The organism is Stygiolobus azoricus, from assembly GCF_009729035.1.
Taxonomy (GTDB): domain Archaea; phylum Thermoproteota; class Thermoprotei_A; order Sulfolobales; family Sulfolobaceae; genus Stygiolobus; species Stygiolobus azoricus.
Window position 1 is genome coordinate 1,852,538 of record NZ_CP045483.1, and the last position, 23,552, is coordinate 1,876,089.

The following is a 23,552-nucleotide window of genomic DNA, read 5'->3' on the forward strand; positions in this document are numbered from 1 at the left end:
TTATGCTTTTAGTTAAATCAATAAATAAAAGGAAAATTACCAAAGTTTATAATAAAATGCAAGTCAAGTTTAAATCGATAATTAGTCTATATAGCAATGTGAAAATCATAGTTTTTAAATCTCTAACCTCGATAAATGGGGAGTGTAATGTAATACCCAGAGTAAAGGTCTTTGAAAAAGATGCGGAGTTGTTAGCTTATCCTTTGAACGTTCAAGGAGAAATCTACTATATTTTTCCTTTAGTATCCTTAAAACTTCTAAAAGAGAGGTCTGAAAGATTAGGGCTTGATGAATTGGCAATGAGAATTAACGTGCTAACTAGGGATACGATTGAAAGGGGTACATGTATATGTGATAATGAGGTCAATATCACTGTCATGGGTGTAAAGTTACATGAACATATACCTCTCACAGACTCCGAGATATTCTTCTACGGTCCTGAAAGTGCTTTAGAAAAGAAAAAAGAAGAAGTACTGTCTTCGATAAAATACCTAAAAAAGATATTGAAACTTGAGGAATGGGAACACGTGACGATTGTAGGAAATGAGATTTTCTCAGATTGTAAGGAATTGGAACTACCTCCTTTAACTTTATTCCAATTATACGTTAACGATGAGTTCAACTTAGACGACAAGTCCTTTAAGGTTTTACTTAGCTAACAACTTGACTTACAGGTGGAGGATGAGGATTTCCCTCAATCTTTTTCATATACTCCTTGTACATGCATCTATCCTGAATTACTATGAGTCCCGCTTTTCTTGCTTTTTCCGCAGCATCATCGTTCCTTATCCCCTCTTGTAACCATATTACCTTCACGTCACCTTTCCTCTTAACTCTCTCCAAGACTTCATCTACAATTTTGGGCACGTCTTGAGAGGGTCTGAAAACCTCAACTACTTCTATTTTATCTGGGATATCTAGTAGGCTCTTATAACTCTTCTTACCTAAAATTTCATCTACTGTGGGATTAACAGGGATCACGTTATAGCCCTTTGAAATTAAAAACTTTGGTACTTGATGTGAAGGTTTAGAAGGGTCTTTGGAAAAGCCCACTGTGGCAATGTTCTTGTAATTTCTCAACACGCTTTCAATTACCTGCTCCTCTGAACTTATAACAATCACCCTAAGATTATTTGGTTTTAGGTTATTAAACAAGATCATGTAATCTACTTTATTTAATCTATTTTACTAATTCATACCTTCGTGATACGTGATTATAATAAATCAAACCAGACCTACGTAAGAAAGAGAATAAAGGTAAAAGCCTTTTCGGAATATTAGTTTCAACGTTTTCCTCGAACTTTTCAAATAATGCAATAAGCAAGTCTATGGTATCCTTAAAAGTCACTAATACCCTTCCTTCATCTAAGGGCAGAACAAACAACGACGGGTGGAGGTTTTTGTTAATTTCATGTCCCTCAAGGATCACGAATCCCTTTTCGAGGATTCGCTCACATAAAGAGTTTTCCGTTAGTTTTCTGTCATTAGATCCAACGCTTTTAATAACTTGTCTTAACATGATCTCGATATCGTTCAGCCTTCTCAGTATTTCAACGTCACTCTTTGAGTATTTCTCTTCTATAATTTTTCTCCTATTGCTTTCATTACCAAGTAGATAATTTAAAAACTCGTCATCCACAATTAACCTTAAAGATTAAAAAGAGGAAGGAGAGAGATGAAAGTTACGGTTAGATATTTCGCTTTTCTATTAGATTTCACCGGTAAAGAGTACGAAATAGTGGAAACAGATTGCAAGACCGTGGAATGTCTCATATCAGAGTTAGAGGCGAAATACGGTAAGGAATTCGGAAAAATAGTCAGAGAAGGACTAGGAAATATAAAAATCTCAATCTTAGTCAACGGTAAGAAACAAGAAGAAATCAATAACGGTGATGAAGTGGCAATTTTTCCCCCGCCTGCTGGAGGTGAACTGAGGATAGGCGGGAGGTTGGATATACTAGAGGAAATAAGGAAGTTCAGAGAGGAGGCGGGAGAAGAAGTAGGTTCAATGGTAATCTATTTGGGTATTGTTAAAGGGGTTGTAGAAGGGCATAAGGTATACAAGTTAAAGTATCAAGCTTATGAGGATTACACGAAAAAAAGGTTCGAGGAAATAATCACCTCTCTCAAGGAGAAATATAAGGATCTTGTGAAGATTAAGATAATTCACGTAATTGATGAATTAAAGCCTGGTGAGGACGTGTTCTTAGTCATGGCCTTAGGGAGAGGAAGGAAAGAAGCAATTAGAGCTGTAGAGGATGCAGTTGAAATGGTAAAGCACTCGACTGGCATATGGAAACTTGAGGTAAGAGACGACGGAGAGTTCTGGGTAGTTGCTGGTAATACAAGGGTGAAGAGGAATGAGAAAGCCGGTAGCGCTTAGCATTGCTGGATTTGACAGCGGGAACGGTGCTGGAGTAGAGACTGATATTAAGGTTTATGAAATCATGGGTGTTCACGGAGTAGGGGTAACCACAGCGATTACGTCCCAAAACACCCTCGGTATTTCTCACATTTTTCCCATACCTTCTGAAATTGTCAAGAGACAATTAGAGGCATTGATTTCTGACTTCGAAATTAAATCTGCGAAATTAGGGATGATTTACACTAAAGAACAATTTTACGCGGTAGTTGAGTCGTTATCGGATAAAATTCCGTTAGTAACAGATCCCGTAATATACGCAAAAGAGGGTACTCCCTTAATAAAAGACATCGAGGATTATAAAAAGGTCATATTACCGAGAACAACAGTCTTAACTCCTAATGCTCTTGAGGCTTCGATTCTGTCTGGAATTAAGGTTATGGGAATTAATGATGCTGAAAAAGCTTGTAAAGAGCTCTCGAAGCAGTATAACATCCCTTATGTCATAGTGAAGGGTGGCCACATGGAAGGAGAGTATAGTATAGACGTCCTTTACGATGGCGAGAAAGATCAGTACTTCAAAATAGGTTATAAGAGGATAGTTAATAACAAGAACACTCATGGGACAGGTAGTGTTTTCGCTACTGCAATTTCAGCCGGGTTAGCAAAGGGAAAAGACATTGTTTCCTCTTTCAGAACTGCTAGAGAGTTACTCCAAAAGGCTATATATTACGGGCTTGATATCGGAAAGGGTATAGGCCCCGTTGATCCGATTACTCCAACACTTGTAAAGTATATGAAGTTCGAGGTAATTGAAGAGATGCATAAGTTTGCCTATGAAGTTGAACAATGGAAGAACTTTTATAAGTTAATCCCCGAAGTGCAATCTAACTTAGCCCATTCAATAGATCCTGATTTCGTAACTGGTTTAGAGGATATAGCAGTGTTCAGGGATAGGATAGTTAGAAACTGGGACAATAAAGTAAAAGTTGGCTTACCTGTAGTGTTCGGTAAACCTACCCATACGGCAAGGCTTTTATTATCGATCATGAAGTTCAACAAGGACGCCAGAGTTTTAATTAACATCAGGTTCACAGACGAGGCAGTAAGACTTCTCAAGGAAATAGGATATGAGGTTGTTGAAGTGAACAGAGAGTTAGAGCCCAACCCCCAAATAGAGGGTAAAAGCATGGAATGGATGGTTAATTATGTTTACATGACTTACGGAGATGTTCCTAATGTGATATTCGATCGAGGTGTTAAGGGTAAAGAGGCGATGATAAGGCTTTGGACTAGTTCAGTAGAAGAAATATTAAGTGCACTAAAATATTTAAGTGATAGGATATGACGGATATAGATCTAGAAAGAATACTTTCAGGAGGAAAAAATTTAGTGAGGACTGGATGGATGCAGAGGGGAGTTCCACCATCAGTGGGTGAGACCGTAGCACAACACAGTTGGGAGGCAGGAATATTGGCTTACTACATATCTAAAAAGCTGAAAGAGAAAGGAGTCAATGTATTACCAGAGAAAGCAGTAACAATAGCAGTGTTTCACGACATAGGGGAGACGCTTTTAGGCGATTTACCTAAATGGGCTACTGATAGACTTCCTCAAAAGGAGGAAATGGAGAAGGAAGCAATTAAACAGTTAGGTCTTGGAGAAGAGCTTTTCGAGGAGTATAAAAACAAGTCTTTGGAGGGGCAAATAGCTAAGTTCAGCGAGATGTTGGCTACTTATCTTCAAGCTAAGAGGTACTTGAGACAAGGTTATGATGTTAAGGAAATTATGGAGACCTATTTCATTGTATTACAAGAGATGAAGAGAAAAAGTCCTTTCAATTTGATAGAAAATCAAATAGATTTTCTAATAAATGATTTAATTAAGTAGCTCTCCTTTTTTAATAGGGAGAAATTATGAAAATGGGCCCAGGTAAAAAAGCACCTGATGAAGTAAACGTATTAGTAGAAATACCGATGGGTTCAAATATAAAGTATGAATACGACGAAGAGGAAGAAGTAGTAAAAGTGGACAGAGTTCTTTATACGTCTATGATGTACCCGTTCAACTACGGTTTCGTGCCCGGTACTCTAGAGGAGGACGGAGACCCTATAGACGTATTAGTGATAACTTCATATCCAATAATGCCCGGCACTGCTATTGAAGCTAGACCAGTAGGAATTCTTTACATGAGGGATGAGGAGGGAGAAGACGCAAAGATCATTGCTGTTCCAAAGGACAAAATAGACCCGAGCTATTCGAACATAAGAGATATAATAGATTTGCCTGAAGCTGTAAAGAACAAGATCGTACACTTCTTCGAGCACTATAAAGAGCTGGAGCCGGGTAAGTGGGTAAAAGTTTCCGGTTGGGGGTCTGCAAACGAGGCCAAGGCTAGAATAAATGCTGCAATTAAAAGGGCTTCAGGAAAATGAATAATGTGGTTTTTTATCCCTGATTCTTTCCTCATAATTATTATTTTACTCCTATCATTTATCCCAGCTTTATGGAACCTTTTACAAGTCTATTATTACATAGTGGGTTTGAAAGCTACCAATAACACAAAGTCACAAAGTAGAGGAGAAAAATTCTTTTCCATAATAGTTGCGGTAAAGGGAGAAGACAGAGAGACTATAAAAGGACTAGTTGAAAATTTGTCCTCTTTAGATTATCAAAATTATGAAGTGATTATAGTCTCAGATGACGATGAGACTCACTTTAAGCAAATATTTGACGATCTCTCCTTGCCTAAAAACTTCAGAATCTTCAGAAGGGATAACCCTAAGGGGGGAAAGGCTGGAGCGTTAAATTTCGCTTGTAGTAAAGGAATAGGCGATTATTTTGTTTTTCTTGATGCAGATGCGAGAGTAGATAAGGAATTCCTGAAGAGGTTAAACGAAAAGGATTTTAGTGCTGCAGCCTTTAAAATTTCAATTTATGGAGTTGAGACAGAGTTACAAAAGTATTATAAGAACTTCACAGATAAGGTAATGATATCTCTGTTTAGGGGTAGGAGTTCATTAGGATTACCTATTTTTCCCAACGGTTCTGCTTTCTCCATAAGGAGAGATATCTTGTGGAATATGGAATTGTGGAAAGAGGGTGCAATAGCAGAGGATTTAGAACTAGGAATAAGGCTTTTCCTTAAAGGGGTAAAGGTCGACTACTTCCATGATATAACGATCTTATCAAAAGCTCCTTATACTTTACACGATCTCTTTAAACAGATCGAGAGATGGTCTTACGGTTCCTCACAAATACTCTTACTGTCTTTAAAAATGTTAAGGAAAGGATTTAAGGGAGTTGAGGGGTTCATTTACGCTCAGCAGTGGGGAATCTACCCCTTGTTTTTATTAACCTTGCTGTTCTTCAACGGAATGGAATTTCTCTTTAGAATAAACCAATTAGTCCTCTTGTTACCGTTAATTATTTACGGAGTATCTACAATGATTTATGCATTATCTTTAGGTCAAAAAGAAGGAGATTTTAGAATTGTAATGACTATAATAAATGCTTCAACTTCAGGATATTGGAAAGGACTTTTGAAAATCCCGTATAAGTGGAGGGTTACTCCGAAACAGAGAAGAGAAGAAGAAAGTCAAAAATCTTCATTTAAAGAGTTGTCAATTTTCTTGTTCAGTTTCATAAATTCCCTATACGGATATTGGTTGTCTAGCCTGATTCTATTGGGACTGGCAATTATGGAGTCGCTTGCTTAGCACCAGAAATCATTTGTACTTCTCTCATGGCTTCTTCTGGTCTTAGAGAGTATTTAATTATATACTTCTTTAGTAGCTTATAGCTATCCTTACTTTGTATTATCTGCCTTGTGCTTGCCAACATCTTCAAGTAAGTAGCTCTCCTTTCGATTTCAGCTTTAACATCATCAAAGTTCTTTCCACTTTCCTCTACTCTAGCCCTTAATACCATAGCAGCGTTGTAGTCAATTATATGTGTGTCAGTATTGGGATCCCATCTTACGCTTTGCCTTAGGTCGTTGTACGACACTATTTCATTTATTGCGACAGCTCTTCTTCTCAAGAGTATCTTATCGCCAACATATACTGGTAATCTCCTTACAGTTACAATTATGTTCATCATTGGTATCCACTCCGAAGGAATATTTAGTGGTTCGTTCATCAACCTCTTTACTGCGCTTTCAGGGTCGTAGGCATGGAATGTTGTGGCTCCACCGTGTCCAGTGGATAAAGCCTGGAACAATACATATGCTTCCTCGCCTCTGATCTCACCTACTACTATTAAATCAGGCCTATATCTCAGGGATAACTTTAGTAGATCCATTAATGTTATTTCTTTTCCTAAACCTCCATAAGCAAGTCTTGCATATAATTGTACCCAGTTATCTTGTGCTAGTCTGATCTCAGGGATATCCTCTATGGACACTATCTTCATTGATTCTTTGACCAAGTTCAGGATAGCGTTCATTACGGTGGTCTTACCAGCTCCGGTTACTCCTATGACCATGAATGACATCTTCATATCTATAGCATACCATAAGTATGCTGCAGCCTCTGGCGAAAGGACTTTGCTATTTATTAAGTCCAATATTGTGATCGGACTCTCAGAGAACCTCCTTATTACGAGGGAAGAGCCGTTAGCCGATACTTCTCTCTTAAAAGTTGCTGCAATTCTGTCTCCTTTAGGTAATATACCGTCAGCTATAGGTGTTGCTACTGAAATGGTCTTATTAGCTAAAGATATGAATCTTAAGACTAGTTCGTCAATAAGTTGTTCGCCGTCAATTATCCTGCCGAACATGTTCATTTGCTTCGTAATGATTATGTTTGTGGGGGTATACTCGAATTGTCGGTGGTATACGTAAATGGGTAAATTAACTCCACTAGAGGAGATATCCTCAACATTATGGTCTAATAGTAAGGGCGTAAGTATATTGTAACCGAACATGTTTCTAAGCAAATAATAGAGTGCTACCTTAAACGGTGTTGATAATACGTTTAGTTCTCCTACTTTACCTTGGAATACCTTGAGTTCCGGTCTCTTAGCATTAAGGTCTACTAAGATTTTCCCTAAAGGCACGTGATCTGCATCAGCTAGTAAGCTCCTTTCCACTTCATCGATTAGCAAGAGGTATAAATTGAACGTGTTGACGTCCATCAAAGGTTCGATCAAGATGTATTTGTATATTCCCTTTTCCTCGTCATAAGTTATGAAGACGTTTGGTTTTGCTATGGAGAGTTCGATTCTGTGGTCATTAAAGTCGTTTGCTATTTCCTCTGGAATTATATTGGATAAGTCGATGTCGTACTGAGAATAAACCTCTCCCTCAATGCTTTGTACCGGTATAAATAACGGGTAGAGTGAGAAGGGAAGATCTAAGTCTTCTATTTTAGGGGTGATTTTTTTGTTACCGCTGGAAAATTTAGGTAATTTTAACTTTAATTTTTGGGAACTCATTATCATATCTTAACTTCCTCTTCTATATAAGCTTTTATAATGTTGGAGTTTGATGCGGTATAAATGAGAAGTGCAGCAGTAGGGTCATTAAGAGTAGTATCATTGTTATTGTCATGAGAATGATAGAGTGTTTGTAACCGTTGGCTATTCTACCTCTAGCCAATTTTCCAACTAATAGGCCTGCTAGCATAGAGTTAAACACAGAGGACAAAGCAGTCATGTATATTGCTTTCGGAACTAAAGTAGTGGCTACTGCTAGAGGTCCGTATGTGAAAGCATAACCACCAGTACTTATCAAGGATAATATGGCACTTGACAATATTACTGAGGTAATTAAGGCTAGAATTGAACCTATGTAGGGCATGTATAATAATACCTTTATCTTAGAGTAATATTCGTTTCTAATTCTTATTTGTGAATCAAGCTGATCAGCTAATATCTCTACCGATTCTGGTGTTAAACTTCCTATTTCCACCATGTCGGCTAAGGAGTTAAACGCTACCTTGGTAGGGAAGTCTATTATTGTCTGAGATGCCTTTCTGAATGCGTCCTTCACGGGCATACCTAACTTGATATAAGCATAAAGCCTCTTCAAAACGTTCTGTAATTTACCCATCTCTTTATTGTCCTTCAAGTTTTTAATAATGGTCTCTGGGGATAAACCGGCTCTGACTCCTTCACCAATGGCCCTGAGAAGTCTCACTACGTAAATATCATAGCCTGTACCTTCGTTCAGTTCCCTTTGTGCCATTATAGTAGGCGGTATCAGTGCTAATATGAATCCAAGGGTTAATCCTATCACGGTTGCAGGAACGTAGTACGTCGTCCCACTCAGTGTGAACATTCCGATTATCAAATATTGGGAAGCCACGGGTGGATAGTGGAAAATTCTTGACATTAACGGCTCTAGAATTATCATTAAAACAATACCTACGATAAATCCAACGGGTAAGAGTGCTAAGAATAATTTATCTGCTTTCAAAGGTTTCTCTGGGAATTTAAATTGAAGCGAATCAACTGCAAATATGAAAAGTACGTTAACCATTGGGACAAATATTACTACTAAAATACCGATGATAGGTAGTGGTAGTAACTGGAGTAATGTAAATACTGACTCTAGAATTAGAATAAGATATATGGTTATGTAACCTGAAGCTAACCACGTTACATATCCTTCCCCTACACCTGATAATCTATCAGCGGCCACAGAAGCTAGTAACTCTATTCTCTTTATAATATCCTTAACCTTAGTAGACATGGTTTCGTAAACGGGTGCCCCACTAACCTCAGCTGTTATATATGTGGTCATTAGCTCCTCGTAGAGCTTTGAGGGTACAATTTTAATGGAGCTGTCAACAGCTCTTTCCACACTCTCTCCTAGATAGTTCATTCTTTTTACGATGTATTTGGAAACTCCGTTAATGTAAGTAAAAGCTCTGGTCTTGCTAAGGTTTTCAAACAATATCTTTGGTGATAAGCCAGATCTAAGGAATACTAGGAATAATGCTGCAAATGCAGGTGTTTCAGCTTCTATACCTATTCTTCTATTATCGATCTTCTGCGAAATATTGAGGTTAAACAAAAGGTATGTTACCGGCGGAATTATAATGCCGAATATAAAGCTCATTATTCCGAATACTGCGAACTTACGATTACCAGTTAGCACAAAATCTCTAATAGAGATTATGCCTACAGCTAAAAGAACTATCATGAATACTATAGAAATTATTAGAAAGAATACAAATCTCGAAGCTAATATCTGAGGGTCATCGGGGAGCCCAGCTTTTTCAAGCTTCTTTCGTAATGATTTAGCTAAGGATTTGGCTAAAGATGATTTATAAAATAATAAATCGATAGTACTATAATTAGGTTTAGAAGCTGAGTTCGAGTTATTTTTATTTGACTTTTTTCTTCCGATTGAAATTGCCATTAATATAATTTAGACTATCTGTTTAATATAAACCTTTATAGATGGTTTACGACATAGTAGGTGAAGTGATAAATTATGTTATAGAAGTTTAATCCGTTATATTTTACGATATACGTCTTAGTTGTACTTCCTTGGGCTTCAGTGTCTTTCTGTCAAGTATGTATCTCCACTATATCTCCGTCCTCCAATATGTGATCTGCACCTACTTTTTGTCCGGGGAATTTTGCAGATTTTCCCCAAATCTTCGCATATTTGAACTGTTCAGCAAATTCGTTATGGAGCTTTCTTGCAACATCGATAACAGTAGACCCTCTCTTCACTACTAGGGGTTCACCGGATGGCTTAGATCCAGGCTCTTTAGTGTAAACTCTTATAACGTCTAAGGCTCTGAATATACTTTCTTTTAACTTCTCTAAGTCCTGCCATTTCACCACTATTGTATCTGGGTCTGAAAATTCGTCTAAAGTCACTGTCACTGACGGTTTATAAATTGTAGTCTGAAATACTTCTCTTTCTACGTCATCAAGTGTTATTTCACCGAAGATTTTTACTAGAGCATTCTTTATGCCGAAACTCTCCAAGTACCTTCTAATTTCATCCTCTGTGGTATTAACAAGTTTGCCCATTAGCACAATCCTTATTCCAGTATTACCTTGCCTCGCCCTGTCTATTACTATCTTACCTTTAGCTTTACGTAATGTTACACCGTTAGAATCGAGATACGCCTTTATGTTATCGAACATTGTCTTATCTCTGACAACTATTAGTAATTCATCGGCGTTCTTCACTAAACCTAGTATTCTCCCTATCAAGCTTCTTGCCTCGAATATTAATGGAGGCGTGTTAACCAACTGGATCTGAACATCTAAATACTTCATCATACCCGGAACGGGTAATTCTTCAGGATCGTTCTTCACATTAGTCAGTTTTCTCATTAGTTCGTTCTTTAGTTGGTTATCGCCAATCATCACAACTTGTCCAGCTCCCTCTTTTTCGATAAAAAATTGTAGGCCTCTCCCGACAGAGGAGGATTTCCTCCTTTCGAGCTGGGCTTCCTCCTTAAGCTCGGCGAGTCGTCTTTTAGCCCAATAAACTAGGTTTTCAGTACCTTTGTGTTTTGGGACTGCACTTAGGAAATCTTGTAAAGCTTTAATTTTCTCTTCCGTAGTCTTAGCATCCATGTACTTAATCCACTTAGCTTTAGCCTCAGCTGGTAAGTTAGTAACCATGTTTACTAATATAATAATTAGGTGCTATCTCTTGTAAAATTTTCCACGACCTTCTTATGATCGGAGGTGGAGTTGAGGAAACAGAGTAAACTTGTTTAATCCAATCTACCGTTTTATCATCTCCAGGGTAACCGCTGCCAAAATCGCCGTATTTTTGTTTGAGGATATCAACGTATTTATCTCTTATCACTTTGGCTATAATACTTGCTGCACTACATTCCGGGTATAATACGTCAGCGTTATGTATAACATTAGGCTCAGCTCCTATCTCTTTAATGAACCTAATAACTCTTTCCTCTTTTCCTACTTTATCAACCGTAACTCTGCCAGGCCTGAAAGGGAGGGCGGATTGAATTATTTTTATGACGCTGTCATATGTTAATTCGTTCAAGTTCCTCGCATCTATATCCTCGGGAAAGACCTTGACTATCGCTATGCTTAAGCTATAATATAGAATTAACTTAAATAGTTCTTCTCTCTTCTCCCTCTTCAGCTTTTTACTGTCTTTAACTCCTAACTTTGCTAAGAGCTCTGCCTTATCTTCTTCTATCACGACACCGGCTACTATCATCGGTCCTATTATTGAGCCCCTACCAGCCTCGTCTACTCCTAGAAGGATCATATTCTTACTGAAATCACAAGCTTAGCAAACTTTTTACCGTTTCTTATTGTCTCATCTTGATATGTCTCGATCACTTTTACGTCTTTAACACTTGAAGTAAAAGCTGAGACAATTCTCCTCGCTACGCTTTTCTTAATAAAATAATAGTCTACGCCTTCTTTACCTTCAGCTATGTCCGATAGGTTTTCAATTGCCTCACGATCAAAGAATGACTCAAAAACGTTCTTCTTCTCAGGTGATAAACTTCCCTCAGTTTTACTTCTCAATTGAATAATTGCTTCATAATATTTTGACTTCTTCTTTATACAATCAGGGCAAACTACCTTATCCACTTTAAGGCTTATAGTCTTTATTACTCTGAATTCTTTTCCCTTTATTCTTCCCTTAAATTCTATATCTATAAAGGAATGACCGTTAGGGTCTGAATACTGGTTAGTAATACTGTAGTTAAACTCCTCGATATTAGGATCGAGCTTTATTCTTTTGCTCATCTCTCTGTATATTACTGATTCCACTGGAGAAACTGTTAAGTCTCGGTGTTTAATCCACCTACCCTCAGCCCATTCCGAACCGCAGATCTTGCAGATTTTTCCCTTAATCTCTCTCGGCGTATCTACAAGTTCTTTGGTTTCTAGATAACAGTCAATGCAGAGGGGACCGATCAGTTCAACGTTTTCCCTACCGCATTTAACGCAGAACCTTGCCATCTTACATGTTATAGACTTGAGCGAATTTAACTCCTTCTATTTCCAATACTCCTTCCTTGGCAACATACCCTCTCTTTATAGCTTCATCTACGATGTCTTTACCTACCAAACTCACCACGTTAGCTTCATCGAACAATGTAAAAACGTAGTCTAAGCTGACTTCTTCCCCCGCATAAAACTCCTTATTTATCTCTAGCGATATGTCTCCTTTCTTGAATATTTTTCCCAATAGTTCGGGTTCACATACGTTAACAAAAACATAACCTTGTTCCCTTATCACGTTTAAAAGAACTTTCCTCATATGGGTTTCACCGGTGTTTGGGCTCCACATGCGAGACAAGAGATATACCATATTTTCTTATCCATCTTCAACACAGTGTCTAAGCTCTTACAAGTGCTACATTGCACATAACTCCTCAAAAACCTGTCCATCAACGCGTTTATCACCGATGAAGTGAACTTACCCTGAATTACAAGTTGTCCGTTTTCATTGACTGAACCTGGAGCACCTAACTCCTTGAGCAAGTACCTCATACATATCTTATTATCCCTCCTGATCCTATCGCAGTACTCTGCAAAGTTCTTAATAATAGTAGTAGCTCCGATTTGAAGGATCATTAAGCTAGGTAGAGCCTGTCCTCCCACTTTCATATCTTTTTCGGGTAGCTTCTTATACAGTCTGTCTAGTAAAGCCTCATATTGTTTATCCGTTTGTTGTGAGTCCACAAGTAATCTTAAGAATTCGAAGGTTTATATTACTTGTGATTTACAGTGAAGGTTTATATTGAAACCTACGGGTGTGCATTGAATAAAGGAGATAGTTACATAATGATGACTTTACTGAGAGAGAGAGGCCACGAGATAGTGAAAGAACTTGATGAGGCAGACACAATTATCCTAAACACTTGTGCTGTTAGGCTAGAGACTGAGGAGAGAATGAAGCAGAGGATTAAGGAACTTAAAAAGCTGAACAAGAAGCTTATAGTAGCCGGGTGTTTTGCGGGGGCAGAACCAGCAGCTGTGATTTCATTAGCTCCAGAAGCGTCATTAATAGGTCCTCAGTCAGTCGAGAAGGTAGTAGAGGTAGTAGAGTCCGACGAGAAGAAGATAATTTTGGAGGGAGAAAAACCATTAATTACACCCAAGGTTTTCGAGGGTAAGATCGCTATAATTCCTATAGCTGACGGATGCGCTGGAGACTGTAACTTCTGTATAACTAAGTTGGCTAGAAGAAAATTGAGGAGTTACCCTCCACATCTCATAGTTAGTGCAGTAGAAGAGGCTGTAAGGAAAGGAGCAGTAGAGATAGAATTGGCAGCCCAAGATTCTGCTGCTTACGGCCTGGATTTAGGGGGAATTAAGCTCTCGGATTTGGTGAACAAAGTAGTAGACGTAGAAGGTGACTTTATGATAAGGATAGGTATGATGACTCCGGAGCTGGCAATGAGGGACTTAGACGGTTTAATAGAGGTCTTGAAAAACAAGAAGGTCTTTAAGTTCGTTCACTTGCCAGTGCAAAGCGGTGACGATAATGTATTAAAGTTAATGAATAGAAAGTACACAGTAGAAGAATACAAAGAGCTGGTGAGGGAGATTAGGAAGAAAATACCTATGGTTAATATAACTACGGACATTATAATTGGCCATCCTGGGGAAGATGAAGAGGCGTTTAAGAATACGTTAGAACTCATGAAAGAGTTAAAGTTTGAGAGGATTCATTTAGCAATGTACTCAATAAGACCTAATACAAGGAGTGCTTCAATGAAACAAGTCCCTGATCAAATTAAGAAGATCAGAATGCAAATTGCAAACAAACTTTATGAAGAATTAGCTTACGAGATACACAATGAGTACGTGGGGTCGGTATCTAAAGTTATCACTACGGAATTGGGCAGGAAAGGGTCTGTCATAGGTAGAACTTTAAACTATATTCCCGTGGTGATAAGGGATGAAGTTGAATTGGGTAAATGGGTAGAAGTAGAAATTACGGAAGCGTCCTTCTTTGACTTGCGAGGAAGGCTGGTGAGTCTACCTGTTCAAGCAACTCATTAAACGATGTTGGCTAATTATTCTAAACTTCGCAATAAGTTAAGTTTTAAAAAATTTAAACTACTTTAAACATAGTGTTTGTGTATGCCAGACGTTTACATTGTCTCGGCTGTAAGGACTCCTATAGGTAAGTTCGGAGGAGCTTATAAGGACGTTCCTCCGGTTGACTTAGGAGCCGTAGTAATAAAAGAAGCGTTAAAAAGAGCTGGAGTAGAACCAAATAAAGTAGACATAACAATAATGGGCAATATACTGAGAGCAGGTCATGGTCAAGACCTAGCAAGACAAGCTGCAGTAAAGGCTGGTATTCCCATGGAAATAGAAGGGTATTGTGTAGATATGGTATGCTCTTCGGGAATGATAAGCACTATTAACGCTTCACAGATGATCAAGAGTGGAGATGCTGATATTGTTGTGGCAGGAGGAATGGAGAGCATGAGTCAAGCAATGCTAGCAGTTAAGAGTGAGGCTAGGTGGGGTGTAAAAATGCTTCTGGGCAAACAGTTGTCCTTCATCGACACTATGTTAATGGACGGGTTAACAGACCCCTTTAACATGAAATTGATGGGTCAAGAAGCGGATATGGTAGCTAAGGCTCATAACTTCACAAGGAGGGAATTAGACGAAATAGCTTACGAGAGTCACAAAAGGGCTGCAACGGCTACAGACAAAGGCTATTTCAAGGACGAGATAGTAAAGGTGGTAATTGATGGTAAGGAAATTACCCAAGACGAAGGTATAAGGAGAGATACGTCTATAGAAAAGTTATCCCAATTGAAACCGGCATTTACCCCCGACGGAGTTCACACGGCAGGAAATTCCTCTCAAATAAGCGATGGTGCAGCTGCACTCGTTCTTATGAGTGAGAAAGCAGTTAAGGAATATAAGGTAGAGCCGTTAGCTAAGATTATAGGATACAGTTGGGTAGGTATAGAGAGCTGGAGGTTTACTGAGGCACCAGTGTTTGCCGTAAAGAAGCTTTTACAGAAACTTAATATGGATATCTCTCAATTCGATTATTTCGAGAATAACGAGGCTTTTGCCGTAAATAATGCTTTATACAATAGATATCTAGGAGTTCCCTACGATAGGTTGAACGTGTTTGGTGGGGCTATAGCGTTGGGTCATCCTATAGGTGCCAGCGGTGCAAGGATTATTACTACGCTAATTAACGTGTTATCCAAGATGGGTGGTAAAAGAGGTATAGCGAGTATATGCCACGGGACTGGTGGTTCCACAGCAATTGCAATTGAGCTTTTAAGACCTCTATAACTTTAAAGCTTATGCCGTAAATGATATGGTGGTGATTAACTGATTGGCTAAAAAGAAGTCAGCATCGCCACAGCCTACAAGAGAAGTTCCGAAGCCTGAAGAAGGAGAGGTTATATGTGTAGTTAAGAAAATGTTAGGAGCGGAACACATTCAAGTAGTATGCTTGGACGGGAAGGAAAGGTTAGCGAGGATTCCTGGTAAGATGAAGAAAAAAATGTGGATAAGAGAAGGTGATGTAGTTTTAGCAGCTCCTTGGGACTTCCAACCTAGTAAGTGCGATATAGTTTACCGCTATGAGGAGAGCGAAGTGAGGAAGCTGATTGAGGAAAAAGTAGTCAGTGCTGAGATAATTGAGCAATTGAGAGGATAATAGTTTGATTGATGGAAAGAAGAGGAAGGAAGAAAAGAGGATAAAGGATGAGGATCTTTTTAAAGTCGTAGATTCAACGATTGACTCTCGTACTTATCTCTCCCTTATTCAGATCGCAAGGAGATTAAACATAAAGGAGTATTACGGGGCCATATCATCAGGAAAAGAGGCAAAGATTTACCCAGCTTTAACAAGAGACGGTAAGTGGTATGCAGTAAAAATATATTACGTTAGCACCGCTGCAAGTAAGAGGGCTTTGGAGAAGTACACCTTAGGAGATCCCCGCTTTAAGGACGTTAAGATAAAGACCACGTTTCAGCTTATTGAAATCTGGGCTAGGAAGGAATATAAGAACTTAGCAAGGCTAAGCGAAGCTGGAGTGTCAGCTCCTAAGCCTATTTATGTTTTCCGAAATATCTTGGTCATGGAATTCATAGGTGAGGAAGGAGTAAGGGCTCCTCTCCTAAAAGAGGTTCCCGAGGAAGCCATAACTGAAGAACTATATAATGCGATTATTACAGAGGTAGAGAAAATGGTGAATCTTGCCCACCTAGTTCACGGAGACCTCAGTGAGTATAATATTATGGTATGGGATAACAGACCTTATATAATAGATGTTAGCCAATCCGTTGACATTGAGCATCCGAATGCTCTTGAATTATTACAAAGGGATCTGGAAAATATAAACAGATTTTTTGAAGGCCACGGTGTTAACGTGGAGCCAGTGGAGGATATATTAGGTAGACTAGAGATAAGTAATGTGAAAGGCAATGATGTATACAACAGTTCCGGATGATAAGTTACCTTTGATCAAACAGTTAATACCAAAGTTGGAGGAAATAAGTAACTCTACCATAGAACTTGACGAAAAGACTAAATCGATAAAAGTCACGCCTAAGCAGGGAAATGCATATGACGCTATGAAGGTTAGATCAGTGATAAACGCGATAGGTTTAGGGTTTTCTGTTGACGATGCTATGAAACTTATGTCAGATGATTACACGTTAGAAATTATAGAACTTAGAGACTTCTCTAACGGTCCGGACTCCCTCAGAAGGATTAAAGGGAGGATTATAGGAGAAAAGGGAAAGGCTAAAAAGATAATTCAGGAGTATACGGGTGTTCAAATCCTAGTTGGAGATCATATAGTAGCCCTTTTGGGGAATGTGGAACAAATGTCTGTTGCTAAGAGGGCTATTGAAATGTTACTTGAAGGTAAGGAGCATAGTACAGTTTATAAATTTCTAGACGAAGCTGAAAGATCTCTCTCCTTCTCGTCCTCGAGAGGGTTAAAAGAAAGACTTGATAAATTCTAAACTATCTATGCTGTATTTACTGGAGTAACTTTTTATTACTTTATTATAGTTTGAGAGAATAAGTTTTGTCTTCTCACTACTCATTAAGTTCTTCAGTCCCTCCACATCCCCTCTATATGCGTACTGAAAGAAGTGTAAAAGTATTTTTTTGGGTTCACTAAGTATCTCCTCCGTGTTAAACAACTGCGGGGTAGGTTTCATTACTAAGGTGAGGTGAGTTCCCTCGAGCATTGCTATCATAGCCAACTTATAAGCTGAATACTCCCTAGTAGGAGACTTTTTTGACGCCTTCACCTCGATATAATATTTGTTTCCTGATTTCTCAGCCTCGATATCATGAGTTGGCAAATCCACGTATCTGATGTTGGTGAAGCTCATATCTTCTAAGACTTTTATCGCCCTTAACTCCATAGCAAAACCTAGAATTATACCCTTCGCCTTTTCCAAAGCATAGTCTATTTCTTCATCAGTTAAGCCGTATTTTTCCTTTAACTCTTCAATGGTCTTCACAGTATATATAGTGAATTTCATTAAATAAAAGACTTCAAAGAACGTTTTTAGATTTTTTCTAGGATTAACACTTTAATTTTATCCCTCCTAACCTCTTTTTACCCTCAGTCCTAATTTTGATAACATCCTCTCCACTGACCTCACTACTCCTAGTCCCGTAAGTCGAAAATAGGTCTTTTTCTAGATCGTATTCAGTAAATATTCCTACTTGGTTCAACCTTCTGTCAGCATCTTCAAGTGATGTGAATTCACTCAAGACCTTAGCGATAGGTGAAGTTTCTATCACGACTTTAGGGTCTAAGAAGAACATAATCGAGGAAACGGGAGTTACATATACTCTTCGAGTCCCGTCCCTGATCATAACTTCACCAAAGAGTCCCTTAAACGCCTGATAGGGAATTCTAGACGCCTCTGTTCGAACCTCCTTAAGTACTTTTTCGAGTTCCTTTGCAATCTCCTCGTCGATACCTTTACTATCCTTTAATCCACCTAGAGACGCTATTTCAGCGATCCTCTTGAGAATATAGTCATGTTCTAGCTCACCGTCACTACCTGCACCAATTGTTGCTAACAAAGACCTTGTTTTCAATTTACCTAACACGTTTAACATCATGAAGTCTATTAACGGACTGCCTAATGTCTCTTCACACCCCTTAGCTAGGACATCTCCTCCAGCGTCAACTCCTAAAACAAAGTCAATTTTCATAGTTTGCAGGAAATCGTTAATACCTGAGACTATTTCCCTAAGCCCTTCCTTAATACATATCGCATAGCCTTTCTGTATATTAACAGCTCGCATTAGCCTGACGATTTGTGGTGTTACTAATTTACCCAGCCTGATTGCATAAGAGTTTTGGTTTAGTTCCCTTATTATTTCGTTTATCTTTACAGTGTTTTCGAAGTCACATATAGGTCCTGGTACGGGGTCTTCCACATACCTTTCCCAAGTCACTGCTCCTATAATAGTGTCATATCCTTTTGATCTCAAGTAAAGAGCAGCAACATATGCTGATACTACGTCCCCTCCTCCGCCCAGTCCAAAAACGAATGCTCTCATCGAATCATATTTAACCATTATGTCATTTTATACTTGAGGTTAAGTAATAAGAAGTACTCAAAGTAATAGGTTAAGTTAACGCGTATTATCTGATCTGATACTTTAAACAATATCATGGGTAAGAATGTCATTAGTGTTCGTAAATGAGCGATGTAATTGATAACTTAAGCTCATATCTAACTAATAATGAATATTCACAAACAGTCGACGTAAACTTAAAAATAGGAGAAGCCTTATCTCATATACTTGCAGCTGCCTCTATTGTGGAAGAACTAGAAGGTGAAAGTGAAGAAGTAAAAGAGACTGTAAGAAGGTATGTAGACGCTTGGGTGTCCTTTTTAGTCCCTATAGACTATTCCCCTGGAATGGCGGAAGTAATTGGGAGTAAAATAAATAAGAAACTAACTAAAATCTTCCCTGAAATAACGGAGGATGAGTTAGGAGAGACCTTGGACATGGTGATCGAAGCTAAGAGGGAGTTAAGTAACGGAAACCTCCCAGTATTTTACAAGGAAGTAGAAGTAAGGATTGAGAGGGTATTAAGGGTCTTGGGTATTGACCTCAGCGAAATTAAAAAATTCTTGGAAGGAGATATAATTATGCAGCAGCGCAGGTTGATATCAATATTCGCAATAGCTATCGCAATAGCTAGTGTGTGGGATCCTAAATGGATAGCGGACTATCAATAACGGCTGAAAAACTAGTTGAGGTTACGGCAAGATATGCGAGTAAAATAAACGTTAAAGATGAGGAGATAGAAAAGCTTGTAGGTCTTTCTTCAAAAGTCATAGCAAAGAAAGTATCACAGAAAGTAGCATTTTGGCTTGTAGACCAGAAAGAGACTTTGTTATACTGTAAACTGTGCGGTAAAGGTCCCTTTACTAAGAAGGGGTTATACTTGCATCTCACCAGGCTTCACAAAGAAGAGATAAAAGGAATGCTAATGGAAGAACTAAAAAATGAAATTAGAACTCTTATATAGAAGACAAAGCTTTGTCAAGGTCTTCTATTAAGTCATCTACGTCTTCTATTCCTACTGAAAGTCTTAACATTGTGTCAGTTATGCCTACTAGTTTTCTCTCCTCTGGTGACAACGTACGATGTGACATCGTAGCTGGGTGGGAAATAGTAGAATTTACTCCACCTAGTGTCTGGGCAGCTAAAATCACGTTAAACTTATTCATTAACCTGATAGAGTCTTCCATAGTACCCTTAACGTCAAAGCTTACAACACCACCGAATCCCTTTAATACCTTTCTTGCTATCTCATAATCTGGATGTGTTTTTAAACCCGGATAGTATACCGTCCTCACCTTAGGATGTTCCATCAGGAATTCCGCTATCTTAAGTGAGTTTGAGTTAATTACGTCCATTCTTATCTTCAAAGTTTTCATCCCTCTTATTACTAGGTATGCTGCATGTGGGTCTAAAGACGTGCCTAAAGTCCTCCTCATTAAGTCTATTTTAGTCATATAATCTTTCTTACCAGCAGCTAAGCCTGCTATCACATCATTATGACCGGCGATAAACTTAGAGGCACTGTGAAGGACTATATCAGCTCCCTGAACAATAGGTTTTTGGTTTATTGGAGTAGCAAATGTAGAGTCGACTATTAATAAACTATTATTTTCTCTACAAACCTTAGACAACGTTACTACGTCTACTACACGCAAAATCGGGTTGGATATGTTTTCTACGAAAACAATATCATACTTATCGCTAGCTGCAGTTTCAATGATTTTTCCTGGGTTTGCTACATCTACTTTTACTCCCCAGCTCTTAAGGAAATCAGTAAAAAATCTGTAAGTCCTGCCGAACATATCTCTATGAATCAGAACTTTGCTACCTGGTTTAATGAGGGTTAGTAAAGTTGAGGAAATAGCCCCCATGCCTGAAGAAAAAGCTACCCCCATTTCCGCCTCTTCTAAATCTGCGATCATCTCGGCTAACTTAAGGACGGTCGGGTTTACTTCCCTACTGTATCTATACTTTTCACCGATTGGATAAGCGTAAGACGTAGTCTGATAGATGGGTGTAGTTATAGCTCCGGTCTCTTGATCTATTCCCTCTTTAGTGACCTTAGTTCCGTCTCTCAACCCAAGCACCTCTTGCTACTTTTGCATCTTTAAAGTTACATTCATAACCATACGACTCGCAAATTTTAAGTCCTCTCTTTATAATTTCATCCCTTTCAGACTTTTCATCAACGAATACAGCTATTGTCGGTCCAGCTCCGCTAACACATGCACCTATTGCATTATACTTTATCACTTCTTCTTTTAACTTCCAGTAATACGGGAAGAGGGATTCCCTAGACCTTTCTACAATATCGTCGTTAAGACCTAATCTAACCAAATCCCTATCCCCTTTTATGAGTCCCAAAATTAAAGAAGAGAGATACCTAGAGTTCTTAACAAGTTTTTGGAGTTCGATTTGTTTAGGTACCATCTCTCTTGCCTTCTTAGTTTTTGATTCTATCGCCACTTTAGGGATGAAAAGTATTAGACTGAAGTCCAGGTTTATGGGTATTTCAGACACTCTAACGGGCTCGCCAGATATAACAGCTACTACTCCGCCTACCACGCTAGCAGCTACGTTATCTGGGTGAGGTGAGCCCGAAGAAGCGATTTCACCTTGCATCGCGAACTTTACTAGATCATCTTTGCTTAAGCCTAGGTTAAAAAGTTCGTTTCCGCCAACTACAGCTGCTGCAGCGGAAGCCCCGCTACTTCCCATCCCTAATCCTGGTGGTACACCCTTGTTTACCTTCACTTTCACTTTAGCCTTAATGCCGAACTCTTCCAGCATCTTCATGAGAGCAAAACTCGCGGAGTTACGTTCCGGTTCTTTAGGTACCCCGTTGGCTTCTACTTGAACTTGAAGGGAGGACGAGGGTTGTGAGCTTATCTCAACTACATCGTGAAAAGCGTCATGAGCCATAGCCAAAATGTCAAAACCAGCACCCAAATTTGCTGAGGAAGAATAGGCTTTTGCAATTACAATTTTCTCTTGCATAGGCGTAATGCTGACACATTACTAATAAAGAATTATGTTATTAAGTACTTTCTAACTTCAGTATTTCTTAAGAAAATTTTCAATTTCTCTTTGGCAACAACTTTCCCTTGATTTAATATAGTGTTGGGTACGAATATTTTAGCCTTCCCTAAGATGTGGAGGGCTGAAGAGGGATACCTCAGTTTCACAGCAGGATTCTCTACCAGCTTAGACATCCCGACCCAATCCCAATATCCTATCACATCTCCCTCACCGATCTCCATGATATTTCTCTCCAGTACCTGATCACCCTCTCTATTATCGTTATCTAGAAGGTCGCTCACCACAACTATGTCTCCTATACCATACTTCAATGCCTTAAGTGCAGCAAATGTGCCCAAAGGTAAACGTCTAAAAGTAGAAGGTAATTTAGCCATCAATGTAGGTTCTTCTTCGCCTATATAAATAGGACCGAGATCAATCCTCCTCACGTAAACCTTAATCTTTTTACCTTCTTCTACCTCCTCACCTGGGTTTAACCCAACATAACCGTCCGCAAGAGCAAACGTACCGATCATGTAGCTATCAAAAGGTACTGAGAGTGCATAGAAATCATTACCTTTTTTAAATAGGAAAACTGGAATATAAGTGAACCTTTTCTTATCGGCGGTTATTCTGTTCATAGCTACTGCTTCAATGGTAATCTGTGCTTCTGCCTCGCTACCGCTCATAAGTGCTAAGTATTTCTCGACTATCTGTTCGCCAATCATAATAGTTGACACTATGTTTCCCGGTAGGCCGAATACCGGTTTTCCTTTTACCTCAGCTAGGATTGTAGGTTTCCCAGGTTTGAACTTTATCCCGTGAACGATTATGGTACCTAGCTCCTTAATTACTTCATGAACATAGTCTTTTTCTCCAGCACTAGTTCCACCAGTAAGGATCACAGCGTCAGCTTTTTCCAACCCACGTAAGAGCTCTTCACTTATTTTCTCCTTGTTATCAGGGACTACTACTTTTCCTATTACCTCATATCCAAGCATTGTTAGCCTAGAGGCTAAATAGTATGTATTGGACTCGTAGATCTTTCCAGTGGTCAGCTTCTCCCCAGGTTTTACCAACTCGTCACCGGTTGCAATTATGTATATCTTTAGTTTACGGTAAACCCTCACTTTGTTTATGCCTACTGAAGAAAGTAATGCTATTTTCTCTGGGGTAATTCTTTCACCTTTTCTGAGAATTAACATGCCCTTAGGTATGTCACTACCTACCCAGCCTATGTTCTCACCGAACCTTAGTCTCTTAGCAACTTTCACCTTGTTACCATCCCTAATAGTTTCCTCTACTTTAACTACAGCAGTGGCTCCGCTTGGAATAATTGCTCCAGTGTCGACTTCAATAGCCTCCCCGCGATTTAACTTAACTTGCTTGCCTTCGCCTATACTGATTTTATCTACTACTCTAAATTCCCCTGGAGTTTCATCTGATATTACAGCATAACCGTCTACGGTTGAACGTGAGAAAGGAGGTATGTCAAGAGGTGAGTAAACGTCTTCAGCAGATATTCTCCCTAAAGAGGACAATAAATCTACTTCTTCAGTATTGGGTATAGAAGGAGGTAAGGATGAAATAAACTTATTTAAAGCTTCATCCACTGTTAAAAGATTTTCTTCATTTAAGATCGCACGCATATAAAAA

General features: G+C 38.8%; 27 protein-coding genes. 13 read left to right on the forward strand and 14 right to left on the reverse strand.

The genetic code is table 11. The features are described from left to right. Nucleotides 1-98 precede the first annotated feature (98 nt). The gene (locus D1868_RS10190) at nucleotides 99-659 is read left to right on the forward strand and encodes a hypothetical protein (protein WP_156007775.1); all 561 of its coding nucleotides are present in this window, start codon (nucleotides 99-101) and stop codon (nucleotides 657-659) included. On the opposite strand, the gene D1868_RS10195 is transcribed toward D1868_RS10190, so the two are convergent. Beyond that, nucleotides 652-1,113 (reverse strand): CoA-binding protein, encoded by a 462-nt coding sequence (locus tag D1868_RS10195; protein WP_156008017.1) that lies wholly within the window; start codon nucleotides 1,111-1,113, stop codon nucleotides 652-654. The genes D1868_RS10190 and D1868_RS10195 overlap by 8 nt on opposite strands. 67 nt (nucleotides 1,114-1,180) lie before the next feature. Continuing rightward, nucleotides 1,181-1,639 (reverse strand): hypothetical protein, encoded by a 459-nt coding sequence (locus D1868_RS10200; protein WP_156007776.1) that lies wholly within the window; start codon nucleotides 1,637-1,639, stop codon nucleotides 1,181-1,183. 36 nt (nucleotides 1,640-1,675) lie between these two features. Here D1868_RS10200 and D1868_RS10205 point away from each other — a divergent pair, with 36 nt between their 5' ends. The 5 genes from D1868_RS10205 to D1868_RS10225 all read left to right on the forward strand — a co-directional run bounded on the left by D1868_RS10205 (nucleotide 1,676) and on the right by D1868_RS10225 (nucleotide 6,081). Beyond that, the gene (locus D1868_RS10205; protein WP_156007777.1) at nucleotides 1,676-2,383 is read left to right on the forward strand and encodes a MoaD family protein; all 708 of its coding nucleotides are present in this window, start codon (nucleotides 1,676-1,678) and stop codon (nucleotides 2,381-2,383) included. Further along, nucleotides 2,361-3,710 carry a bifunctional hydroxymethylpyrimidine kinase/phosphomethylpyrimidine kinase gene (gene thiD, locus D1868_RS10210; RefSeq protein WP_156007778.1) on the forward strand — a complete coding sequence of 450 codons (1,350 nt, stop codon included), beginning with the start codon at nucleotides 2,361-2,363 and terminating at the stop codon, nucleotides 3,708-3,710. The genes D1868_RS10205 and thiD overlap by 23 nt, the downstream gene beginning before the upstream one ends. Nucleotides 3,711-3,715: 5 nt before the next feature. Continuing rightward, on the forward strand, nucleotides 3,716-4,252 hold the full coding sequence (locus D1868_RS10215; protein ID WP_156008018.1) for an HD domain-containing protein: 537 nt from the start codon (nucleotides 3,716-3,718) through the stop codon (nucleotides 4,250-4,252). Between the two features lie 26 nt (nucleotides 4,253-4,278). Continuing rightward, nucleotides 4,279-4,797, forward strand: a complete 519-nt coding sequence (gene ppa / locus D1868_RS10220) for an inorganic diphosphatase (protein WP_156007779.1) — start codon at nucleotides 4,279-4,281, stop codon at nucleotides 4,795-4,797. 102 nt (nucleotides 4,798-4,899) lie between these two features. Beyond that, nucleotides 4,900-6,081 (forward strand): glycosyltransferase family 2 protein, encoded by a 1,182-nt coding sequence (locus tag D1868_RS10225; RefSeq protein WP_231112511.1) that lies wholly within the window; start codon nucleotides 4,900-4,902, stop codon nucleotides 6,079-6,081. On the opposite strand, the gene D1868_RS10230 is transcribed toward D1868_RS10225, so the two are convergent. The 7 genes from D1868_RS10230 to D1868_RS10260 form a co-directional block, all read right to left on the reverse strand. After that, nucleotides 6,062-7,798, reverse strand: coding sequence for a type II/IV secretion system ATPase subunit (locus D1868_RS10230; protein WP_156007780.1), 1,737 nt, complete (start codon nucleotides 7,796-7,798; stop codon nucleotides 6,062-6,064). The two genes, D1868_RS10225 and D1868_RS10230, sit on opposite strands and share 20 nt — an antisense overlap. Nucleotides 7,799-7,832: 34 nt before the next feature. Next, entirely contained in the window at nucleotides 7,833-9,728 is a 1,896-nt protein-coding gene (locus D1868_RS10235; RefSeq protein ID WP_156007781.1) for a type II secretion system F family protein, read from the reverse strand. A gap of 152 nt (nucleotides 9,729-9,880) precedes the next feature. Beyond that, nucleotides 9,881-10,957, reverse strand: a complete 1,077-nt coding sequence (locus D1868_RS10240; RefSeq protein WP_156007782.1) for a TGS domain-containing protein — start codon at nucleotides 10,955-10,957, stop codon at nucleotides 9,881-9,883. After that, nucleotides 10,947-11,579 carry a ribonuclease HII gene (gene rnhB, locus D1868_RS10245; protein WP_156007783.1) on the reverse strand — a complete coding sequence of 211 codons (633 nt, stop codon included), beginning with the start codon at nucleotides 11,577-11,579 and terminating at the stop codon, nucleotides 10,947-10,949. The genes D1868_RS10240 and rnhB overlap by 11 nt, the downstream gene beginning before the upstream one ends. Then, complete coding sequence (locus tag D1868_RS10250; RefSeq protein WP_156007784.1) at nucleotides 11,576-12,286, reverse strand: 60S ribosomal export protein NMD3; 711 nt, start codon at nucleotides 12,284-12,286, stop codon at nucleotides 11,576-11,578. Before D1868_RS10250 ends, rnhB begins: the two co-directional genes overlap by 4 nt. 1 nt (nucleotide 12,287) lies before the next feature. Next, entirely contained in the window at nucleotides 12,288-12,587 is a 300-nt protein-coding gene (locus D1868_RS10255; protein WP_156007785.1) for a DUF424 domain-containing protein, read from the reverse strand. Then, nucleotides 12,584-12,937, reverse strand: coding sequence for a translation initiation factor IF-2 subunit beta (locus D1868_RS10260; protein WP_231112512.1), 354 nt, complete (start codon nucleotides 12,935-12,937; stop codon nucleotides 12,584-12,586). Before D1868_RS10260 ends, D1868_RS10255 begins: the two co-directional genes overlap by 4 nt. 177 nt (nucleotides 12,938-13,114) lie before the next feature. On the opposite strand from D1868_RS10260, the gene D1868_RS10265 reads away from it, so the two are divergent. The 5 genes from D1868_RS10265 (at nucleotide 13,115) to D1868_RS10285 (ending at nucleotide 17,293) form a co-directional block, all read left to right on the forward strand. Further along, nucleotides 13,115-14,338, forward strand: a complete 1,224-nt coding sequence (locus D1868_RS10265; protein ID WP_231112513.1) for a tRNA (N(6)-L-threonylcarbamoyladenosine(37)-C(2))-methylthiotransferase — start codon at nucleotides 13,115-13,117, stop codon at nucleotides 14,336-14,338. Nucleotides 14,339-14,419: 81 nt separating this feature from the next. Continuing rightward, nucleotides 14,420-15,607, forward strand: a complete 1,188-nt coding sequence (locus D1868_RS10270) for a thiolase family protein (protein WP_156007788.1) — start codon at nucleotides 14,420-14,422, stop codon at nucleotides 15,605-15,607. Between the two features lie 43 nt (nucleotides 15,608-15,650). Continuing rightward, the gene (locus D1868_RS10275) at nucleotides 15,651-15,977 is read left to right on the forward strand and encodes a translation initiation factor aIF-1A (RefSeq protein ID WP_156007789.1); all 327 of its coding nucleotides are present in this window, start codon (nucleotides 15,651-15,653) and stop codon (nucleotides 15,975-15,977) included. 4 nt (nucleotides 15,978-15,981) lie between these two features. Further along, entirely contained in the window at nucleotides 15,982-16,773 is a 792-nt protein-coding gene (locus tag D1868_RS10280; RefSeq protein ID WP_156007790.1) for a serine protein kinase RIO, read from the forward strand. Beyond that, nucleotides 16,748-17,293 carry an RNA-processing protein gene (locus D1868_RS10285; protein ID WP_231112382.1) on the forward strand — a complete coding sequence of 182 codons (546 nt, stop codon included), beginning with the start codon at nucleotides 16,748-16,750 and terminating at the stop codon, nucleotides 17,291-17,293. Before D1868_RS10280 ends, D1868_RS10285 begins: the two co-directional genes overlap by 26 nt. Here the strand turns inward: D1868_RS10285 and D1868_RS10290 are convergent. Together D1868_RS10290 and D1868_RS10295 are read right to left on the reverse strand one after the other, a co-directional pair. Further along, the gene (locus D1868_RS10290; protein ID WP_156008021.1) at nucleotides 17,267-17,803 is read right to left on the reverse strand and encodes a hypothetical protein; all 537 of its coding nucleotides are present in this window, start codon (nucleotides 17,801-17,803) and stop codon (nucleotides 17,267-17,269) included. The genes D1868_RS10285 and D1868_RS10290 overlap by 27 nt on opposite strands. A 64-nt stretch (nucleotides 17,804-17,867) precedes the next feature. After that, nucleotides 17,868-18,860: a DUF1152 domain-containing protein gene (locus D1868_RS10295; protein ID WP_156007791.1), complete on the reverse strand. Its 993-nt coding sequence runs from the start codon at nucleotides 18,858-18,860 to the stop codon at nucleotides 17,868-17,870. A gap of 143 nt (nucleotides 18,861-19,003) precedes the next feature. On the opposite strand from D1868_RS10295, the gene D1868_RS10300 reads away from it, so the two are divergent. Both D1868_RS10300 and D1868_RS10305 read left to right on the forward strand, forming a co-directional pair. Beyond that, on the forward strand, nucleotides 19,004-19,549 hold the full coding sequence (locus D1868_RS10300; RefSeq protein ID WP_156007792.1) for a hypothetical protein: 546 nt from the start codon (nucleotides 19,004-19,006) through the stop codon (nucleotides 19,547-19,549). Continuing rightward, a complete protein-coding gene (locus D1868_RS10305; protein WP_156007793.1) occupies nucleotides 19,528-19,842 on the forward strand; it encodes a hypothetical protein in 315 nt (104 codons plus the stop codon). The genes D1868_RS10300 and D1868_RS10305 overlap by 22 nt, the downstream gene beginning before the upstream one ends. Here the strand turns inward: D1868_RS10305 and D1868_RS10310 are convergent. The 3 genes from D1868_RS10310 to D1868_RS10320 are packed head-to-tail and all read right to left on the reverse strand — an operon-like array spanning nucleotide 19,835 to nucleotide 23,545. Continuing rightward, complete coding sequence (locus tag D1868_RS10310) at nucleotides 19,835-20,956, reverse strand: aminotransferase class I/II-fold pyridoxal phosphate-dependent enzyme (RefSeq protein ID WP_156007794.1); 1,122 nt, start codon at nucleotides 20,954-20,956, stop codon at nucleotides 19,835-19,837. The two genes, D1868_RS10305 and D1868_RS10310, sit on opposite strands and share 8 nt — an antisense overlap. After that, entirely contained in the window at nucleotides 20,940-21,875 is a 936-nt protein-coding gene (locus D1868_RS10315; protein WP_156007795.1) for a homoserine kinase, read from the reverse strand. Before D1868_RS10315 ends, D1868_RS10310 begins: the two co-directional genes overlap by 17 nt. A 32-nt stretch (nucleotides 21,876-21,907) precedes the next feature. Further along, nucleotides 21,908-23,545, reverse strand: a complete 1,638-nt coding sequence (locus D1868_RS10320; protein WP_156007796.1) for a molybdopterin-binding protein — start codon at nucleotides 23,543-23,545, stop codon at nucleotides 21,908-21,910. Between the last annotated feature and the right edge of the window lie 7 nt (nucleotides 23,546-23,552).

Coding starts and splice junctions, on each gene's coding strand:
- D1868_RS10270 (WP_156007788.1), top strand. CDS start 14,420: ATGCCAGACGTTTACATTGTCTCGGCTGTAAGGACTCCTATAGGTAAG.
- D1868_RS10320 (WP_156007796.1), bottom strand. CDS start 23,545: ATGCGTGCGATCTTAAATGAAGAAAATCTTTTAACAGTGGATGAAGCT.
- D1868_RS10315 (WP_156007795.1), bottom strand. CDS start 21,875: ATGCAAGAGAAAATTGTAATTGCAAAAGCCTATTCTTCCTCAGCAAAT.
- D1868_RS10235 (WP_156007781.1), bottom strand. CDS start 9,728: ATGGCAATTTCAATCGGAAGAAAAAAGTCAAATAAAAATAACTCGAAC.
- D1868_RS10250 (WP_156007784.1), bottom strand. CDS start 12,286: ATGGCAAGGTTCTGCGTTAAATGCGGTAGGGAAAACGTTGAACTGATC.
- rnhB (WP_156007783.1), bottom strand. CDS start 11,579: ATGATCCTTCTAGGAGTAGACGAGGCTGGTAGGGGCTCAATAATAGGA.
- D1868_RS10265 (WP_231112513.1), top strand. CDS start 13,115: ATGATGACTTTACTGAGAGAGAGAGGCCACGAGATAGTGAAAGAACTT.
- D1868_RS10285 (WP_231112382.1), top strand. CDS start 16,748: ATGATGTATACAACAGTTCCGGATGATAAGTTACCTTTGATCAAACAG.
- D1868_RS10205 (WP_156007777.1), top strand. CDS start 1,676: ATGAAAGTTACGGTTAGATATTTCGCTTTTCTATTAGATTTCACCGGT.
- thiD (WP_156007778.1), top strand. CDS start 2,361: ATGAGAAAGCCGGTAGCGCTTAGCATTGCTGGATTTGACAGCGGGAAC.
- D1868_RS10260 (WP_231112512.1), bottom strand. CDS start 12,937: ATGAAAGTGGGAGGACAGGCTCTACCTAGCTTAATGATCCTTCAAATC.
- D1868_RS10305 (WP_156007793.1), top strand. CDS start 19,528: ATGGATAGCGGACTATCAATAACGGCTGAAAAACTAGTTGAGGTTACG.
- D1868_RS10255 (WP_156007785.1), bottom strand. CDS start 12,587: ATGAGGAAAGTTCTTTTAAACGTGATAAGGGAACAAGGTTATGTTTTT.
- D1868_RS10295 (WP_156007791.1), bottom strand. CDS start 18,860: ATGAGAGCATTCGTTTTTGGACTGGGCGGAGGAGGGGACGTAGTATCA.
- D1868_RS10240 (WP_156007782.1), bottom strand. CDS start 10,957: ATGGTTACTAACTTACCAGCTGAGGCTAAAGCTAAGTGGATTAAGTAC.
- ppa (WP_156007779.1), top strand. CDS start 4,279: ATGAAAATGGGCCCAGGTAAAAAAGCACCTGATGAAGTAAACGTATTA.
- D1868_RS10300 (WP_156007792.1), top strand. CDS start 19,004: ATGAGCGATGTAATTGATAACTTAAGCTCATATCTAACTAATAATGAA.
- D1868_RS10230 (WP_156007780.1), bottom strand. CDS start 7,798: ATGAGTTCCCAAAAATTAAAGTTAAAATTACCTAAATTTTCCAGCGGT.